Source organism: Cellvibrio sp. KY-GH-1, from assembly GCF_008806975.1.
Taxonomy (GTDB): Bacteria; Pseudomonadota; Gammaproteobacteria; order Pseudomonadales; family Cellvibrionaceae; genus Cellvibrio.
The window spans coordinates 5072907-5089811 of the sequence record NZ_CP031728.1 but is presented as its reverse complement, the minus strand read 5'-3'; the positions used below and the strand labels follow the sequence as shown (position 1 = coordinate 5089811).

The 16905-nt window shown below is 49.0% G+C and carries 14 protein-coding genes; all 14 read right to left on the bottom strand.

Features of this window, described 5'->3' with window-relative positions; all coding sequences use genetic code 11:
- Window positions 1-2 precede the first annotated feature (2 nt).
- Window positions 3-824 carry a protein-glutamate O-methyltransferase CheR gene (locus D0C16_RS21400; protein WP_151034221.1) on the bottom strand — a complete coding sequence of 274 codons (822 nt, stop codon included), beginning with the start codon at window positions 822-824 and terminating at the stop codon, window positions 3-5.
- Between the two features lie 57 nt (window positions 825-881).
- A complete protein-coding gene (locus D0C16_RS21395; RefSeq protein ID WP_225318797.1) occupies window positions 882-2513 on the bottom strand; it encodes a methyl-accepting chemotaxis protein in 1632 nt (543 codons plus the stop codon).
- A 61-nt stretch (window positions 2514-2574) separates the two neighbouring features.
- Window positions 2575-4242, bottom strand: a complete 1668-nt coding sequence (locus tag D0C16_RS21390; RefSeq protein ID WP_191968585.1) for a methyl-accepting chemotaxis protein — start codon at window positions 4240-4242, stop codon at window positions 2575-2577.
- 27 nt (window positions 4243-4269) lie between these two features.
- Window positions 4270-4779: a chemotaxis protein CheW gene (locus D0C16_RS21385; protein WP_151034219.1), complete on the bottom strand. Its 510-nt coding sequence runs from the start codon at window positions 4777-4779 to the stop codon at window positions 4270-4272.
- Entirely contained in the window at window positions 4776-6977 is a 2202-nt protein-coding gene (locus D0C16_RS21380; RefSeq protein ID WP_151034218.1) for a chemotaxis protein CheA, read from the bottom strand. Before D0C16_RS21380 ends, D0C16_RS21385 begins: the two co-directional genes overlap by 4 nt.
- Window positions 6978-6989: 12 nt before the next feature.
- Complete coding sequence (locus D0C16_RS21375; protein WP_151034217.1) at window positions 6990-7289, bottom strand: lipid asymmetry maintenance protein MlaB; 300 nt, start codon at window positions 7287-7289, stop codon at window positions 6990-6992.
- Window positions 7290-7317: 28 nt separating this feature from the next.
- Window positions 7318-7680 carry a response regulator gene (locus D0C16_RS21370; RefSeq protein WP_151034216.1) on the bottom strand — a complete coding sequence of 121 codons (363 nt, stop codon included), beginning with the start codon at window positions 7678-7680 and terminating at the stop codon, window positions 7318-7320.
- A 9-nt stretch (window positions 7681-7689) separates the two neighbouring features.
- On the bottom strand, window positions 7690-8916 hold the full coding sequence (locus D0C16_RS24695) for a methyl-accepting chemotaxis protein (RefSeq protein ID WP_151034215.1): 1227 nt from the start codon (window positions 8914-8916) through the stop codon (window positions 7690-7692).
- 265 nt (window positions 8917-9181) lie between these two features.
- Entirely contained in the window at window positions 9182-11356 is a 2175-nt protein-coding gene (locus tag D0C16_RS21360; RefSeq protein WP_151034214.1) for a hypothetical protein, read from the bottom strand.
- An 18-nt stretch (window positions 11357-11374) separates the two neighbouring features.
- Window positions 11375-11995: a PilW family protein gene (locus tag D0C16_RS21355; RefSeq protein WP_151034213.1), complete on the bottom strand. Its 621-nt coding sequence runs from the start codon at window positions 11993-11995 to the stop codon at window positions 11375-11377.
- Between the two features lie 28 nt (window positions 11996-12023).
- Entirely contained in the window at window positions 12024-12512 is a 489-nt protein-coding gene (locus D0C16_RS21350; protein WP_151034212.1) for a hypothetical protein, read from the bottom strand.
- A complete protein-coding gene (locus D0C16_RS21345; RefSeq protein ID WP_225319060.1) occupies window positions 12490-12969 on the bottom strand; it encodes a prepilin-type N-terminal cleavage/methylation domain-containing protein in 480 nt (159 codons plus the stop codon). The genes D0C16_RS21350 and D0C16_RS21345 overlap by 23 nt, the downstream gene beginning before the upstream one ends.
- Entirely contained in the window at window positions 12966-13424 is a 459-nt protein-coding gene (locus D0C16_RS21340; protein ID WP_151034210.1) for a type IV pilin protein, read from the bottom strand. The genes D0C16_RS21345 and D0C16_RS21340 overlap by 4 nt, the downstream gene beginning before the upstream one ends.
- 471 nt (window positions 13425-13895) lie before the next feature.
- The gene (gene ppc / locus D0C16_RS21335; RefSeq protein ID WP_151034209.1) at window positions 13896-16511 is read right to left on the bottom strand and encodes a phosphoenolpyruvate carboxylase; all 2616 of its coding nucleotides are present in this window, start codon (window positions 16509-16511) and stop codon (window positions 13896-13898) included.
- Window positions 16512-16905: the final 394 nt, after the last annotated feature.

Below are 16905 nucleotides of genomic sequence, written 5' to 3'. Positions count from 1 at the left end.
TATTAACGCCCGGTCAAACGATAAATAGCCGGCTTGACTGGTACAAAGCGAGAACTAATACCGTGCAAACTTTCTGAATGCCCGACAAACAAGGTACCGCCCGGTAGCATCTTGTCAGCAATGCGATCCAAAATTTTAGTCTTGTTGTCGTTTTCAAAATAAATTAATACATTGCGCAAAAACACCAAATCAAACTTGCCAATGTCGGGAAAATCTTCGTGCAGGTTGAGTGTAAAAAATTGCACTGCCTGACGCAGCTCTGCATTTACCCGTACATTGCCCGCTTGGGGCCCCACGCCCTTACGACAAAAACGGCGCAAATACTGCGGCGGAATATTGCGCACACGAGTTTCCGGATAAATCCCGATTTTGGCCTGCTCGACAACCGTGCGATTTACATCAGAACAGAGTAATTCCCAGTCACAGTTACAGCGATCTTGTAACACCATCGCAATGCTATAAGGTTCTTCGCCTGTTGATGAAGCGGCGCTCCACACCCGAAAATTTTGCCCAAGCCGATAATTGGGCAACACCTCTTCTTGCAAATAATCGAAATGTTTTTGCTCGCGGAAAAAATACGTTTCGTTAGTAGTGATTAATTCCAACGCCGTGCTTAGCTCGCTTCTGCCCTGCGGGCTTTGAATAAAGCGATAATATTCACCAAAACCTTTTGCATCGCACGCCTGCAGTCGTTTCCACAAACGGTTGCTGAGCAAAGCCTTTTTTTGCGCCGGCAGAAAAATCCCCAGCTTGTCCTGAATCAGTTGCTGGAACAGCTGAAACTCTTTGTCCGACGGAATGGGTGTTGCATTTTCAGTAGTCATAAACGCCTGATTTCCGGGTAATCATCTCGTCCAATGCTAACGTACCTACTGTGCAAATCAGGTATAGCGCACAAAGTCCTTATCCAAATCATCATCGCTGGCGGCGGAATGCTGCGTAGTTTTGCGCGCGCGCGCCGGCGCAGGTGAAGCACTGGATTGTCGGAAATTACGTGTAGTGGAATTGCGATTGTCGTCAACCGACAAGGTGAAATAGCTCACCGCCTCTTGAAGTCGCATCGCCTGGGAACTTAACTCTTCGGAAGTAGAACTTAATTCTTCCGCCGCCGCCGCATTTTGCTGCATGGTCTGACTGACCTGACCGATAGCTGCATTAATTTGATTAACCCCTGCGGTTTGCTCGGAAGACGCCGCCGAAATCTCCTGCACCAGATCGGCAGTTTTGCGAATACTCGGAACCATTTCCTGTAAGAGCTTACCGGCGTTATCCGCCTTGCTCACCGTTTCTCCGGCGAGTGAGCCAATCTCCTGTGCAGCAACCTGACTGCGCTCCGCTAGCTTGCGCACTTCAGATGCTACAACGGCGAAACCACGCCCATGCTCACCCGCACGCCCTGCTTCAATGGCAGCATTAAGCGCAAGTAAATTGGTTTGGTAAGCAATGTCATCAATCACACTGATACGATCGGCAATTTTTTGCATCGCCTCCACGGTGCTTGCTACGGCGCTGCCACCTGTTGCTGCATCGGCCGCCGCTCGCTGCGCCATACCATCGGTGATGCTCGCGTTCTCATTATTTTGCATAATAGATGCAGACATTTGCTCCATGGATGCAGAAGTTTCTTCCACACTAGCCGCCTGCACAGAAGCGCCTTTTGCCAAGGATTGCGCCGTTGCATTTACCTCTTCCGATGCCGACGCCAAGGCATCCGCTGAACTTCTTACCTCGCCTAGCACTTGCGACAAACTAGTCGACATCTCACGAATCGCCGCCAGCATGCTGGTTGAATCACCAACTTTTGTGTTGACCTGTTGTGTTAAATCCCCTGCCGCGATTTTCGCAACTACCGCAGCCGCGTAGTCCGGCTCCCCGCCAAGTTGACGAAGCAAGTTTCGGGTAATGAGAAAGCCTATTAACGCAATAGCAAGCAAAGTCACAGCAGCGATAACTATCGACAAAACCGCTGCATTATATTTGGTCGCCAACGCGGTTTTTTTTGCACTTTCCGCAATTTCAGTATTGTAAGCCGAATGGGTTTCCAACGCCGTTGCCAGTGATCTTGCATCATCCCCTGACTTTTCCATCAAAGACAGGGCAACATCTGTTTGGCCTTTCTTGGTTGCCGCCAAAATCGCCGGCATTTGCCCCATAAAGCTATCAAAATATTTTTTATTTTCCGCTAACAATTCTTTATCGCGAGCATCCGCCAACATCGACTCGTATTTTTTTAATCCTACATTCGCATCATTCATCGCCTTGTTTAAATCTGACTCCAGCTTCTCTGTTTGCGCAGTGTCTGTATTTAATACAAAGCGACTCAAACGAATCCGGTAACGATAGATATTGCTTTGAATATCCGCCAACAACTGCATACTCGGAATCACGTTTTCATTGCTGTAATTGGTTTGTTCAAATACGGTATTAATCTGAACCTGGGCCGCCCCTGCGAGAATAATAATGCCCAATAATGCAGTAGATACCAGCAACAACATTTTTTTGGCGACTGTCATGTTTAACTCCATATATATCCATTAATCTAATATGCTCGAAACCCCATGAAACTATCGAGCATTAACTGTAACGCACAAAATTTTTATCCAGATCATCATCCGTTGATGGCTTTGTATCTTTCCTCTTGCTGCCGGTATTTGATGGTTTGGTGGAAATTTTTGCTGCCGGCTTTTTAAATGAACTGTTGGCCGCTTCAGATTGCAACTTGAAATAGGTCATAGACTCCTGCAAGCGAATTGCCTGGGTGCTCATCTCCTCAGAAGTAGAACTCAATTCTTCAGAGGCCGCTGCATTTTGCTGCATCGTTTGACTCACCTGCCCAATTGCACCGTTAATTTGCGCCACACCAGAATTTTGCTCCGCTGACGCCGCCGAAATTTCCTGCACCAAATCCGCTGTTTTGCGAATTGCCGGGACCATTTCATTGAGCATGGTGCCAGCCATTTCTGCGCGCTTAACGGTATCCAGGGCAAGAGTTCCTATTTCTTGCGCCGCGACCTGGCTTCGCTCAGCAAGCTTGCGCACTTCCGACGCTACTACCGCAAAACCGCGCCCGTGTTCACCTGCACGCCCCGCTTCAATAGCGGCATTTAAAGCAAGCAAATTGGTTTGATAGGCAATGTCGTCAATCACGCTAATACGCTCGGCAATTTTTTGCATGGCTTCCACAGTACCCATTACCGCTTCGCCACCGCTCGCCGCCTCGCGCGCGGCTTTCTGAGCCATGCCATCGGTTATTTTTGCGTTTTCGGTGTTTTGTGAAATAGACGCAGACATTTGCTCCATCGAGGCAGAGGTTTCTTCAACACTCGCCGCCTGAACGGACGCACCTTTCGCCAGTGATTGCGCCGTAGCGTTCACTTCTTCAGAGGCGGACGACAAGGCATCCGCAGAACTACAGACTTCGCCAATGATTTCCGCCAGCTGTTTACGCATATTTTCTACACTGGCAAGCAATGAGGTCTGATCGCCTTGTTTAAGCTGAATCTCGATATTGAGAAATCCATTGGCCACCTGTGATACCACATCGGCGGTGTAGGCTGGCTCGCCACCCAGGGTTTTAAACATATCGCGAAAAATAAATGCCATAGCACCAACAATTACTGCAGACGCGGCAACGCAAATAACAACAAGAATACTGACTGTTGTTTTGTAGACCGACTGATTTTTTTTATCAGACTCCAGCAGATAATTTTCAAAGCCAGCGGAAGTTGCTGCAGCCAACTCTTCCATTTGGGACGCAGTGGCGCGATCCATACCACTCACCGATCTATCCACTACCATCCCCGTGCCCGGGTCTTTTTGATCGAATCGCTTTAACGCCTCGCGATAATTCCTGCCTAATTTTTCATGCTCAGCTTTTAGTTTCTCTGTAATATCAGAAGAAACTCCTTCTTCCTTTTGTAATGTGATCGCGTTAGAAAGGTGCTCTTGCACAATCTTTTCCGCCTGGCTAAAGCCATCCACATGCTTTGTAAACCGATCGGGATCATTACCACGAATCAGAATATTTCTCCATTCCTGTACCTGGGTTTTAAAACTAATTGCCGACTCCTGAATTTCAACCAGAATATCCGAGCGACGCTGCACATGCAGATTGGTTTCAGCAACAATGGCATTGAACTGACGGATTTGAAAATAAGCCGAACCACCTAGCAAACACAAACCTAGAATCACCAGGGCGCTCAACAAGAGAATTTTAAACTTTAATGTCAAATTGGATAACACAATAAATCCCTCACAATTGGAGTCAGGTTATTGCAACTGGGCTTCCACTAAATGAGCCAGCTCACGAATGGACAAGGCATTATTTGCATCCAGCAACACCACAAACTCGTCATCGCGCTTGGCAATACCTTGAATAAACTCGGCGCGGATATTGGCTCCAAAGGAAGGGGCATCTTCAATGTTTTCGTCATCCATTTCGATTACTTCACTCACTGCATCGGCAAGCAAACCCAACACATGGTTTTGCTCATTGTTTTGCAACTCAACCACAATAATGCAGGTACGTTTTTGCACTTCAATCGGCTTGCGCCCTAGTCTCACCGCCAGATCAATTACCGGCACCACTTCGCCGCGCAGGTTAATGACGCCGCGTAAAAAGTTGGGCATTAACGGCACTTCGGTGATACCGCTGTATTCAATTATTTCACGCGTCTGCGACAGCTCCAGTCCATAGTGTTCATTGCCAATACGAAAAGTCAGGTATTGTTTAATCACTTCCGGCAGTCCGGACTTCTTGTGTTTACTAGCCTGGTTCATTGTTCCTGCTCCTGAATATTCACCGCAAAGGCGTTATTGCGTATGTGTTCGCGACTAATGGCAAAGCCAATTAGCTGCTGGATATCCAGAATCAACGCAACTGCCCCTGTGCCTAAAAGACTTGACCCGCCGATGCCTTTGAGTGCCTGGAAGATTGGCCCCATTGGTTTTACCACTGTTTGAATTTCACCATGCAACTCATCCACTACTATGCCCGCGCGCTTTTCACCGAATTGCACCACGACAATTTTTTCACGGCTGTGATCTTTAGGTTGCAGCGAAAATATTTCCCGCAAACGAATGTAGGGAACTTGATCACCGCGCAAATTTACACAGTTTTGCCCTTGCACATGAATGAGTGAATTTAAATCCACGCATTCCAGAATTGTGTTTTGTGGCACGATAAAATCGATATGGCCTGCAGTGACATGGAAGCCATCAATAATTGCCAAGGTAAGCGGAAGGCGAATACTTAAACTGGTGCCCACGCCCATTTCACTTTCGATTTCAATACCACCTTGCAACTCTTCAATATTGCGCTTAACCACATCCATACCAACACCGCGTCCAGAGAGATTAGTAACCTGCTCCGCGGTAGATAAACCGGGATGGAAAATCAACTGAAATAGTTCCTGGCGACTCAGGTGAACACCTTCTTCAAGCAAGCCATTGGCAACGGCTTTCTTGCGAATTTTTTCGACATCCAAGCCACCGCCGTCATCGTGAATACCAATCACGATATTGCCGGCGTCATGGCGCGCCGTGAGTTTTATGGTGCCGGTGTCCGGCTTGTTCCGCGATTGACGCACAGCAATCGCCTCAATGCCGTGATCCATCGCATTGCGCACAATATGCATGAGCGGATCATTCAACTTTTCCACCATGGATCTATCCAGTTCGGTTTCCGCACCTTCAATTTCCAACTCAATTTCTTTATTAAGCGATTTTGCGGTATCGCGCACTACGCGTTTGAATTTTTGGAAAGTATCTCCGATAGGAACCATGCGTAACGTTAGAGCAGCATCGCGAATCGCTTCGGTAAAATTCCCCATCGAAGTAACCGCCTCTATTAAAGTGGGGTTACCCATTTTGGAAGCGAGCAAATCAACCCGCTGGCGATTAATGACCAGCTCGCCAATGAGATTAATTAATTTATCCAGGCGTTCGGCATCGACACGTATAAAGCGATTTTCAGCGCTGGATTTTTTCTCACTATTTTTTTTCTGCTTATCAAGTGCCGCACTCACTATTTCAGGCGCTATCGCCTGATCTTCAATTAATATATCGCCGAGCATTTCTACCTTACCTAGCGCCTTAGCCTGGCTTTTTTGGGTAGCTAATGCGGCTTCCAGCTCTTGATAACTAATCGCGTGACTTTTCACTAACATTTCCCCAAGCCTCTGGGAATTTTCTGGCAAGGAGTTAATTAAATTAACGAAGGCTTCAATATTGCTGCGCGGCGGAATAATTCTGATGTCAGAATCTTCACGCACGAACATAAATGCATCTTCAATTTGTTGCTGGCTTGCAGCACTACTCAAGGTGATTTCAAAGCCCAGATACAGTTGTTCAGGATCGAAATCATTAAATTCAGGCAGATGGTCGGTAATCGTGGTGATATGCGTGATGTCACCGAGCGTGCGCAAAAAACGCAAAATTGAAAACGGATCCATGCCATTGCGCAGCAAATCCGGACCAAAACGCACAGAGATATGCCAGGAATCTCTATCAGTAATTGGCTCATTGCCACTGGGTGCTTGTGCGATAGATTTAGACGATGCTGTAGCCGTTGCATTGGACGCAGTAGACTCTTCCAACCAGGGGTTGAGTGCGGCCAACAGGGTTTTACCTTGCGCCAAACAGGCTTCATCATTGGCTTGTTCATGCATGGCATTTTCTACCAGTACCGCAATATGGTCGCGGCACGGAAGCAAAATGCTGAGCAGATCGCCGGTGATGACAATTTTTTCATCACGCGCGCGATCCAGCACATTTTCTACAATGTGCGTGAAGCTAACTATGTCATTTAGCCCAAACAAACCCGCGGAGCCTTTAATGGTATGGGCCGCACGAAAAATTTCGTTAATGGTTTCCATATCCTTTTCGCCCTCATCCAAACGCAATAAGGCGGCCTCCATTGAGTTCAATAGATCCTCCGCCTCGGCGAAGAATGTCTGCAAGGCACCATCAAGATTCATAGCGGGCTTCCTTTAAAGGGCGAATTGAGTATTTACATCCAGAGCAATCAAAACACTTTCTACGGACTCATTGCTCTTGGTGATAAATACTGACTTATGAATGGTGGTGAAGAACTTTTTCGCGAACAACAACAGCTGGACACCAGCAGTATCAATTTCAGTGACGGCATGCAAATCCAACGCAATTTTGTCGGCAAGCTTGTCATAATCAGCAAACAACTCATCTTTCAACTGACTGACGTTATAGATAGTCAACTCGCCTTCAAATATGAGTGTCGAGGTATCCTTGCTTTTTTTGCGTTCGATCTTCATAGCGTTGACCTTTGTAAAATGATTCCTGTTAAATCAGCATAGAAACAGCTTGCAACATCTGTTCGGGACGGAAAGGCTTTACAATCCAGGCCTTGGCACCAGCTGCCTGGCCTTCGCGTTTTTTCTCCTCGGCACCTTCAGTTGTGAGCATAATTACCGGCGTAAATTTGTAATTAGCTTTTTGTTTCATCTCTTTCACAAAACTAATGCCATCCATATTCGGCATATTCACATCCGAAATTACCAGATTAATCTTTTGCCCATCCAATTTAGCTAACGCATCTTTTCCATCACTGGCTTCTACTACTGTGTACCCGGCCCCGCGCAACGCAATACCAACCACTTGTCGCACACTGGCCGAATCATCGACAACCAAAATAACTTTAGACATTCAATGCTCCTAGAAGAACGTAATTTCAGAATTGCTGGGCGTTTGGGAGTGGGCCGAGCCGCGATGCACGTCCACTTGCTCAAGCGTGGTATAGGTTTTTTGGATGGCGCGCAGCCATTCCTGAATATCAATAAGTGTGACTGACTCACCGTGACGCAAACGTGTTTCCTGATCAGCCAATGCGCCCACCAGTTTTTCCATGTCATCGGTAACGTGGCTTAAAATCTGACTGACACGATCCTGAAACTGCAAGTTCACCAATACCTCTTCAACACTGGATTGCACCGCCGCACTTTCCTGCTCAAGGATGTGCGCGGATTGCAAAATGTTTTCGCTGGAGTTTTGGAATTGATCAAGCACTTGAGCGATGGCGCCTTCAGATTTACTTAATCGATCACTATCTTGTGCGGCATATTCTGTGGTTCTGTCGAGCGTGGTTTGCAGCGCAGAATTGACTTGCTCAATGCGTTTTCCAATACGCGCACCCGTCTCACCCGAGCGAGTGGAAAGCGTGCGCACCTCATCTGCCACTACCGCAAAACCACGCCCATACTCGCCTGCTCGTGCCGCTTCAATTGCTGCATTCAAAGCAAGTAAATTCGTTTGCGATGCGATACCCGCTACTTCGGCACTCATACCGCTGAGTTCGACGGTAATTTTTGACAACCCGGAGATTTCGGTGAGGAGTTCGTCGCGCTGCTCCATGGCGGCACGCAGCGTGCGCGTAATATGGCCAAGCTCAGTGTTGGCGAATTGAATAACACCACCCAAACCGGTATCACCTTTCATGCTGCTGGCAGTTGTCGCAGAACTAGCCACCGCAGCTTGCAAACGCTGGTGAATATCCGAGAAACGCCCCACCAGTTCTGTAATACTATTTTCCAGCTGGTGGCGAGCCAATTCGGTTTGGCGCTGCCAAATCGGCAACAAATCCTTCAGCAGGTGCTGATAATTTTCCAAGAGCGCTTTATAGGTTTGCGATAACTGTTGCGCCGTTTGGGCGCGCTCGACTTCCTGTTGCAACTCGGCAACACGTTTTAATGCGGAGGAGACTTGCAGCGCGGCGTAAATAGCTGCCACCAGCACAATCAATACTAGTAGCAATTTCCAAATAACGGAAAGACTGGCACTGGCAATTAACCCCAAGGTAATTAGCCCGAGCACACCTACAGCTCCAGACGCAATCAAGGGGGAGCCCGCACTCGTCGCTGGCGATGAATAGTTGTAATTACTCATTGGTTTAGTCCGTCAATATCAAACGCAAAAACACAGGCTCGTTGTGTAAGAATCCCTGCGCCTTTTGCTCTCAGGAGGGTTCTCTAGGTATAGACGGGGTTTATGGAGGTGTCAAAAGCCCCCCGCTGAGTGAAAATACTCAGCGCAACTCGCTGTAAACACGAGTTTTTAGGGCGACTACCGAAAGAGGAAACTTAAATAAAAAAGCGCAATTTGATCCATTATCAAATTGCGCTTTTGGACAAGCAGCGAGAATCAGGAAAGATTAGAGGTAGCGACTCCAGAGTACTTTTGCCTCTGGCAAAGTACCCGCACCGCCCGCCGCCGGATCAGTCTGCGGAATTTTTTCAGGGGTATAGTTTTTGGGGAGATTTGTAAGATCAACCGTTAACGATGCAGTTAAATCATTGGTCTCGTCTGTTCTCTGCTTTAAACCTGAGGCACTGATGTAACCATAGACAGTGGTAGCACCCGACGTATCCAAAATATTTCCAGCAACCACTGTTCCGTAGATAGACGTTTTTGCAGTCAAGGTGATGTTGCCACCAACGTATACAGGCGGAGTAGCAGTGTTATAACTACCCGCAATCAACCCGATATTACCAATCGGCTGAGGGCTAAAAACGCCGCTGCTAGAGCAAAAGTTCGTCGGGAATCTTGCTGTGTACTGAGAAAAGGTGGATGCACCGCGCTCATTCTTACAAATCGCGTCCGTACTTACGCTTTTGGCGTGGGAGTAATCAGAACCATAGTTGACCGAATAAACCTCCAAATCACCATAAGTATCTATATTTTCGGTGGCAATAAACGTATTGAAAAAGGGCTTACCGGCAAGCTTGAGGGTGCCATCAAACCAGATCACACCCGCTGGCATGGCAGCGGGTGTTGAATCCGCTTTTATTCCAAGCACCTTATTCGTGAAGTCTGCACTAATACATGTGGTATTTTCATCGTGGTTTATGCAAAAAGGCATGGCTTCGGCCTTGGTCATGGCACCTGTACCGCTGGTATTGCATTTTGGGTTACCCGATGCATCGATCGTCACTGCCTTACAAAGATGCATTTGCACTTTATCGAAAGTTCCAAGGTAATACTCGCCATCTGCAATTCCATTAACATTCTTGACGGTAACCCTGATCTTTTTGTCGGCAGTAAATTCAATGGCGTAATTCGCCGCCGCTTTCAGTGGCCGAGTATCTACTACCGGCGCCTTCAATTTCACTTCTGCAACCTTGTCCACGGTGGGAGCGGCTAATGCCGTGTCAGCGGTTCCGGTGCAGTTTGCGTTCTTTTTAGAGGCATCTTTAATCTTCAACACTTGGCTCTTTGTGGTGTCAATAGCGGAGGGGCAATCCGCTTTGCCCAGCACCGAGAAAGACGCCCCATTGTTTCCAACACCCGCAGACTTTGTAAAATCACCTCCGACGATCATGGTGCCAACCGAGTCAGTCCAAGCGCTGATGGACGCGTTACCCATGGCAGTGGCCGAAACCACACCCTTTCCGGACACAGTTACATCGCGACGAGAGAGAATTGTAGTTACCTTGCCGGCTGTAGAGGTCACATCGCCGTTCGCATGTGCTGTGCCGACCACGGGAGCCGTCGAATCGACACCCCAAGTAGCCAACACTATATTCCCACAACAGGTGTAGCCTTTACCTTCAGTCGCAGCTCCATCTCCTACGCTTCCCGTCTCACCCTTGGGAATACCCCAGGCCTCAGCCCGCGCAACGTTCGCGCTTTGAATCAGCTTTACATTTCGACCACGAACAACATCGGCCGCGACCTGCGAGTCGAGCAAAATGTTCCCCGTTACATTGATATTTCCAAAACCGGTTCCAGCAACACCCGCGCTGGTGACACTAAAATTACCATCAACATTAAAATCCATACCCTTTCTATCAGGGGCATTCAACGTGATGCCGCCTGTGGCCTTGAGGTCATTATAGAAATCCAGCACGCCAGACAGATTCATGGAGCCGTCACCGGCATTAGGTGTAATCGCGTATACCACTTCAACCGTGGAAGACGCTTGGCCCGCAGCAGCCAGAGCGCTTACCTCGGCGGTGATCTTGAATGCGGCTTCGGTACCCGTAGGCGCCTCAATGGTTTTAATCAGCGCCGCTTGGGTCAACCCATCTACTCCAGCAAGCGTCCAATTGGTATTACCCTCTAACGCTGCAAGTTGGGCCTTCTCTAGGGTACCCAAGTACTTGCGCACAGCTTCTACGGCAGACCAGGCACCAGCCTGAGCATTAATTTGTGATTGCGCGACCAATTGCCGCTCTTGCGTGTTTCGCATCGTGTGCATTGTCCCGACGGAAACAGCTACCACACCAACACCAATCATCAGAATGACCAGTATGGTTGCTATGCCCTGCTGCCGCTCGCGAAGTCCACGACGGATGCTCAAACCAACCCGATGCTTAAGTGATCTCATAGCCTGCTCGATAGTTTGTTAAATGTTTGAAAGACAAAAACTGTAAACAAACGGCGTATTGGGAGGAGCGGTTCCTGCCTTTTTTGCCGCACTGATTGCCGCATTGTCCGCTGTAACAGTCACCACTGGGTGTGGCGCTACGGTTCCCATGCTATAAGGGAAACATTCTGCGTTGGCTAGATTCATAGCAATCGCGGGCAAATCAGCGTCAGCAGCCTCTGAATCCCGGAATGCAGCCAAGACCGAATCCACATCCCACCTAAACGAAGTGAGCGCATCTGTTAAGTTACACGCAGAACCTTCCGTAATTTTTAGTAGCTGTAGCTCGCGCCGGGTATTTTCTTCAAGGTCCTGTACGCGAAACCCCTTGCATTTTGTGACACCGCCCTGCGCATATCTCCAATATATTGCAGTGCCGGATTGTACGATGTGAGCCACTGCGCCTCCCGGAGGAATTCCGAACCCGGCGTTTTGCAACTCCAGTTGCAGCGTCAGCATCGCTGAAGCAATTTGCCCGTCTTGCAAGGTGTCGTTGCGAGTCTGTATGGAGGTGTGGACTATATTTTTATATAGCGTCATGCCCGCGAGAATACCAATCATGGCGAGCAGTAACCCCACCATCAGACTGATTAATGACATTCCTCGCGCTTGCCGTGAAGAGCCAGGATTAAAGGGCCGGCGCATCGACTACCTCTGCACCACCAACGCGCACCTTTTGGGCATCAGCTCCAACTTCAATAACTACAGGTCTTGCGCTGGCCACTGTCTGATTATTCAGGACGGCGCCGCCAATTTTGACGTTACTGATTTTAAAATTCACTGGAGCACAGCCTTTTACGGTGAGCGGAGCGGGTTCTGCCGCGCCTGGGACATTGATCACATGATCATCGCCAATACAAATATTAGCGCCGGCGGTGCCCTTGCGCGTCGTCGCCATCTCACGCATCTGGTTCACTGAGATATTGTGCATCGCTTGTAATTGCTGAGTGTTTGCCATTCGCGCGGTCGCGTGCATGACACCACCACCAACTAAACTGAGCAATAAGAGTCCGATCAACGATTCGATCATAACGCCACCACGCTGCGCACTAACCTTTTCCAAGCCGGGGTTTGCGCTACGCGCGGCATTCGCCTCAGGGATAGCTGTGTTCTTCACGCTTTTCTCCAGTGTGAAAAAATTGAAAGGTCGATTTACTGCTGCAAGTGTTGCAAGCGGCTGGCTTGATAATCAGCCCCTTGTTGTTGAAGCAACTGCAACTCCAGTCAAGATCATCTACTTTGACGGTCACAATCTTCGATATATCACCGGTCCAGATCGGTGCCGTATCACAGGAAATGGCAGCAGTTGCAGATGTAGGCGCGACCAAACGTATTTTTGTTTTGTCCGAGGACAGACAAAGCATACTTGCCGGGTTGTCACCGGTCACACGCACCGAGTTGCGCATCGCAACGGCTTTAGCACGACCCACGGCCTCTTCCAACACCGATGCACCTTCTGCGAGACGGGCATCATTGATCCAGCCTGAGGTAAACGGTGAAGCTGCGATTGCAAGCAACCCCAGAATCAACAGGACAATCATCAGCTCTACCAGTGTTAGCCCGCGCTGTGTCATAGCCACTTATCACCAGCAACGTACTTGCAGTTTGAGGTTTTTTTCTCGTTTTTATTGCTAATGCTAATCTTGCAATTCGCTTGGCGGCTCCCGGTATTACCCACAGCATTAATGGTGTAGCTCGACGTCGAAACCGCCTCTACTTTGAAATAAAAATTAGTGGCGCTTGGACTCCAATTGGCAATCACTTCCCGGATCCCATCAGTGTTAGCTTTTTGAGCGTCAGTGAATGTGGGATACGAAAGTGTACGCTGATAGCGGTTCTCCAATCCCAGGCTGAGCGCAAGCAAGTCTGACTGCGCCGCGCGTATCTCGCTTTTAATGACGTAGCTGTTGTAAGCCGGCAAGGCTATAGCAGCAAGAATCGCAACAATCGCAACCGTAATCATCAATTCGATGAGAGTAAAACCACCTCTTGGCGAGCCCGCAAAGAGCCTGGAGGTAACCGATTTCATCGTAAAACAAACCCCACTAGATAAAATTTTTAGATATAAAAAATTTAAATTTTGACTTTTTTGCTATTAAAAACAAAAGAGCTAACCAAGTACTGCTGCGATGACAACTGAGCAGTGCTATCCATAACGACCGTGTAATCCAATGATTTAGTTTTGTGTTGCTTCTGAGCTTGAAGCTATATGCGTGGTATTAATTATTGTTTTTTTATAAATGACTGCGCTGTCAGATGCGCGCTTAAACAAACTTTAACGACAAAAAAACCAAATGCCAAGCAAATTTGCGATAAACAGTTCAAATAATATACCGAATGGATTTCTAAGAAGATTTGCCAAGTTGAACCGGGTGAAACCTCATTGGCATATAAAAATCGGTGATAAGGCCATTTTTATGTGTGAAAAAAAGAAACACGAGGGTAACAAGGGGGAAATACGAGAGCGGCAGACAAAACTGCTGCCGCCCTCGCAATATGATCAGCCGGTATTGCGCATACCCGCGGCGATACCCGCCATAGTGACCTTGAGCGCACGCTCCAGATCCGGGCTGATAGTCTCGCTGCTACGGTAACGCTTTAACAGCTCTGCTTGCAGGTAGTTAAGCGGATCAACGTAGGGCTTACGCACCTCCAACGACTGGCGCAGCATTGGGTCGTCGGCCAGCAGGGTATCCTGCTTTTTCATCTGATTAATCAACCCTTCCAACGCAGCCAGGTCGCCGCGCAACTGTTGACCCAAACCACGATATTCCACAGGAACCAATTGCTGCTCGTAGTAGGTGCAGATAGGGCCATCCGCTTTCCCGATAACCATTTCCAACAGATCCAGGAAGCTGGAAAAGAACGGCCAGTTGCTGACCATATCGTCCAACAGCGCCGGATCGTTTTCCAGTGCGTACTCGAATGCCTGGCGTGTACCCAGCCATGCAGGAAGATTCAAACGGACTTGAGTCCAGGCGAAAACCCAGGGGATAGCGCGCAGACTCTCTACGCCACCAGTAGATTTACGCTTGGCAGGGCGGCTACCCAACGCCAGCAAACTCAGCTCCTGCTCGGGAGTCAAATTGCGGAAGTAAGGTACGAAATCTTTATGGCCACGCACAATGCTGCGATAGGCTTCAAGGCTGGCTTTACCCATTCGCTCAATGAGATCGCGCCATTCATCTTTTGGTGATGCATTAGGCGACATGGTCGCGCGCATGGTTGCGACAACATAGGAAGACAGGCTGCTAAAGGCTACGCGCGGAAGACCGAATTTATAGCGGATCATCTCGCCCTGTTCGGTCACACGAATACGGCCTTTGACCGACCCCGGAGGCTGGGACGCCATCGCTTTTTCTACCGGACCACCGCCACGACCAACGGTACCGCCACGGCCATGGAACAACACCAGGGAAACGTCAAATTTATCTGCCAAGGCGACCAGCTTTTCCTGGGCTTTGTATTGCGCCCAGGTAGCAGCGATTTTGCCCGCATCTTTAGCAGAGTCGGAATAACCGATCATTACCGTTTGCTGCTGGGCAGAATAATGTTGGTACCACTCCAAATCCCATAAACGCTCCATAACGATAGGGGCGCGATCCAGGTCATCCAGAGTTTCAAACAAAGGAACAATAGGCATATTCCAGGTCATGCCGCTTTCTTTCAGCAACAGAGCAACGGCCAGCACATCTGACGGTTGCTGAGCCATGGAAATAATGTAATGAGAGAGAATCTCGCGCGGCTCCTGCGCCACTATGCGACAGGTCGCCAATACTTCCGCCGTTTCATCGCTCATCGGCCAGACTGACGGCAGTAAAGGGCGCTTGCTGGTCAGGGATTCCAGCAGGAAAGCCTGACGTTCTTCCTCAGACCAGGCGCGATAATCACCTAAGCCCAGATATTGGACCAGCTCATCAATGGCCTGCACGTGACGATCGCCATCCTGGCGGATGTCCAGCGGCACCAGGTTGATGCCAAAGCAGTGGATACGACGGATAGTGTCCACCAGCGGACCATTAGCAATGTGCGGCAAGCCAACTGCATTCAGCGAGCGGAAACACATCATCAACGGAGATAACAAATCTTCACGGCTGGTGATCAGATCAGCCGGGACTTCAACCGCACGACCCTGAAGACGCGCTTCCGCCCACTCCAGAGTGGACTGGATGCGGCGGCGCAAGTCATACATCGCATCGCGATAAGGCGTCACACTATCTGGATAAATTGCGCGCAGCTCGTCACTCGCCTCGCTCATACTCAGGTCGCCGCCCAAGCTGTATATGTCGCGCGAGTAAAGCTCTGCAGCCATCCAACGACCCAGCAACAGGACTTCACGGGTGATCTTGTGGGTAACGTTCGGGTTGCCGTCACGGTCACCGCCCATCCACGAATAGAATTTGATGGGGCGTATATCTACGGGCAAGGACTCACCCAAATGGCGAGTACACATACGATCCAAGTGGCGAATAAAATCTGGAACCGCTTGCCAGAGACTGTTTTCGATAACCGCAAAACCCCACTTGGCTTCGTCAACCGCCGTTGGGCGCGTAGTGCGGATTTCATCGGTAGCCCAAATCTCTTCCACCAAACGATGCAAGCGGCCGCGCAACTTGTCTTGTTCGAAAGTCAGCAAGCTGCCGTTTTGGCGATCTGCGAGGGTATCAACGATTTGATCATATTTGCGGATCAGGGTACGGCGAGTCACTTCGGTTGGGTGCGCCGTCAACACCAATTCAATACGCAACTTATTAATAACTTCAGTCAGTGCGTCTTTGCCATGCGCCTCTGCAAACTCCAGAATCATGGATTGCAAACTGTCTTCGCGTTCGGCTTCCGCACTGGAGAAGTACTCCTGATCGGCAATATTGGCCAGGTTCAGGAATTGGTTAAAGGCGCGCACAATCGGCAGAATGTCCTGGTCATTCAAGCTGCTTAACATCGCAACCAGGGAGGCAGAATCGCCGTTTTCGGCTTTGGTAATCGCCTTACCCAGTTTGCGGATCCCCTCCACCTTGGAAAACAACTCTTCGCCTTCGTGGGCGTGAATTGTTTCACCCAGAAGTTCCCCCAGCAGGCGGACGTTTTCGCGCAGGGTTTCAGGCAGCTTTAACATTGGGCATCTCCAACAAATCGAGGGATTAAAAAACGCACAAGCGAATCACCAAAAGAGGGCGGCATTCTACGCCATCAGTCAGGGCAAGGGTAGAAAATGGCGATTGGATCACCATCAATATGCCGCAGCTTCCCATTCAGACGTTCACTTCATTAGGATTATTCGGGCTTCCGGGCGGGCGCGCAGATTACAAAGGTGCACGAGCCTATGCAAGCGCACAGAAAGGATGCAAGCAAAAAACATTGGTAAAAAATGTAAATTTAACGCCATTTGCACCCTTTTAAACCTGCTTTTACCTGCCAAAGCCAGATTTCCGACACAAAATCACAGGTGACGATAACACGGCAAACGGCCCGCCCCAATTGCTGGAGCAAATACTATGCCCGTCTCTTAA

Bases quoted from the DNA above. Each gene is read 5' to 3' on its own strand.
- D0C16_RS21400 (WP_151034221.1), bottom strand. From the start codon at position 824: ATGACTACTGAAAATGCAACACCCATTCCGTCGGACAAAGAGTTTCAG.
- D0C16_RS21395 (WP_225318797.1), bottom strand. From the start codon at position 2,513: ATGACAGTCGCCAAAAAAATGTTGTTGCTGGTATCTACTGCATTATTG.
- D0C16_RS21385 (WP_151034219.1), bottom strand. From the start codon at position 4,779: ATGAACCAGGCTAGTAAACACAAGAAGTCCGGACTGCCGGAAGTGATT.
- D0C16_RS21380 (WP_151034218.1), bottom strand. From the start codon at position 6,977: ATGAATCTTGATGGTGCCTTGCAGACATTCTTCGCCGAGGCGGAGGAT.
- D0C16_RS21375 (WP_151034217.1), bottom strand. From the start codon at position 7,289: ATGAAGATCGAACGCAAAAAAAGCAAGGATACCTCGACACTCATATTT.
- D0C16_RS21370 (WP_151034216.1), bottom strand. From the start codon at position 7,680: ATGTCTAAAGTTATTTTGGTTGTCGATGATTCGGCCAGTGTGCGACAA.
- D0C16_RS24695 (WP_151034215.1), bottom strand. From the start codon at position 8,916: ATGAGTAATTACAACTATTCATCGCCAGCGACGAGTGCGGGCTCCCCC.
- D0C16_RS21360 (WP_151034214.1), bottom strand. From the start codon at position 11,356: ATGAGATCACTTAAGCATCGGGTTGGTTTGAGCATCCGTCGTGGACTT.
- D0C16_RS21355 (WP_151034213.1), bottom strand. From the start codon at position 11,995: ATGTCATTAATCAGTCTGATGGTGGGGTTACTGCTCGCCATGATTGGT.
- D0C16_RS21345 (WP_225319060.1), bottom strand. From the start codon at position 12,969: ATGACACAGCGCGGGCTAACACTGGTAGAGCTGATGATTGTCCTGTTG.
- D0C16_RS21340 (WP_151034210.1), bottom strand. From the start codon at position 13,424: ATGAAATCGGTTACCTCCAGGCTCTTTGCGGGCTCGCCAAGAGGTGGT.
- ppc (WP_151034209.1), bottom strand. From the start codon at position 16,511: ATGTTAAAGCTGCCTGAAACCCTGCGCGAAAACGTCCGCCTGCTGGGG.